General features: G+C 74.6%; 2 protein-coding genes and 1 pseudogene. 1 reads left to right on the forward strand and 2 read right to left on the reverse strand.

Annotation, left to right across the window (positions count from 1 at the left end; translation table 11 throughout):
- Both DW297_RS00090 and DW297_RS00095 read right to left on the reverse strand, forming a co-directional pair.
- Positions 1-448, reverse strand: a 448-nt coding sequence (locus tag DW297_RS00090) for a thiamine pyrophosphate-binding protein (RefSeq protein WP_275092274.1), incomplete at its 3' end; no start/stop codon positions are given.
- On the reverse strand, positions 445-795 hold the full coding sequence (locus DW297_RS00095) for a PLD nuclease N-terminal domain-containing protein (RefSeq protein ID WP_136028489.1): 351 nt from the start codon (positions 793-795) through the stop codon (positions 445-447). The genes DW297_RS00095 and DW297_RS00090, both read right to left, overlap by 4 nt.
- A gap of 74 nt (positions 796-869) precedes the next feature.
- Between DW297_RS00095 and DW297_RS00100 the strand changes: the two are divergent.
- Positions 870-1,054, forward strand: a pseudogene (locus DW297_RS00100) (hypothetical protein); the annotation flags it as partial.

Raw genomic sequence — 1,054 nt, forward strand, 5'->3', positions numbered from 1 at the left:
CCAGACCCCGCCAGTCGCCGTCGCCCGGCACCGGGGCGTCGACCGTGGCGCGCACCCACGGGTCGAACAGCCCCGGCTGGACGGTGGCCTGGTTGGCGCCGACACCGCGCAGCTCCGGCGGACGGTCGGCCGTGAGCAGCAGCAACGGCACCCCCGCGTGAAACGCCTCCATCGTGGCGGGCAGGAGGTTCGCGACCGCCGTCCCGCTCGTGCACACGACCGCGGCGGGCACGCCCGTCTCGCGTGCGATGCCCAGGGCGGTGAAACCGGCGACGCGTTCATCGATGCGCACGTGCAGCCGCAGCACCCCGTCGTCGGACAGTCGCGCGGCAGCGAGTGCGAGGGCCTGCGAGCGCGACCCCGGCGACAGCACCACGTCGCGCACGCCGTTCGCCACGAGCTCGGCGAACAGGGACGCCGCGGCGTCCGTCGCGGGCGACGACGTCACGGGCGCGGATCCGCGGTGGGCGGCTCGTCGGTCTCCTCGTCCAGGCGGGCGAGCTCCTCCTCCAGACGGCGGATCCGGGCGTCCTGCTCCGCCTTGCTGATGCTGCGCAGGAACGCCGGATCGTCATCCGGGGCGAGCGTGCGCTGCACGCCCTGGTCGTTCGCGCGACGACGGCCGATCACGAACCAGAGGATGCCGCCGATGACCGGGATCAGGACGACGATGGCGATCCAGGCGGCCTTGGGCACACCCCGGTGCCGCGTCGGCGGCTGCACGGCGCAGTCGACGATGCTGAACACCCAGAACACGGCGGCGAGGAAGCCGCCGATGATGAGTAGTCTCGCCACCCTTCCAGTGTAGGCGTGTCCGCGCGGGCGGGGCCCCGGTGAGGCAAAGGCCCCGTTGCTAGACTGCGCGGGTCATGCCGCCTCTCGCGACCACCCGGAGCCCGCGAGCGCGCGCCGAGCGGATCCTGCTCGCCAGGGTCGTCACCGCCGTCGGCCTCGCGCTCCTCCTCGTCGTCGGCGCCTGGTCCACCGCGCACGGCCCCGGCGACAGCCACGCGACCCTGTGCCTCGCCGCCGGGACCTCCGCCGCGGGGGCGGA

This window comes from Microbacterium sp. PF5 (assembly GCF_004794315.1).
Taxonomy (GTDB): domain Bacteria; phylum Actinomycetota; class Actinomycetes; order Actinomycetales; family Microbacteriaceae; genus Microbacterium; species Microbacterium sufflavum.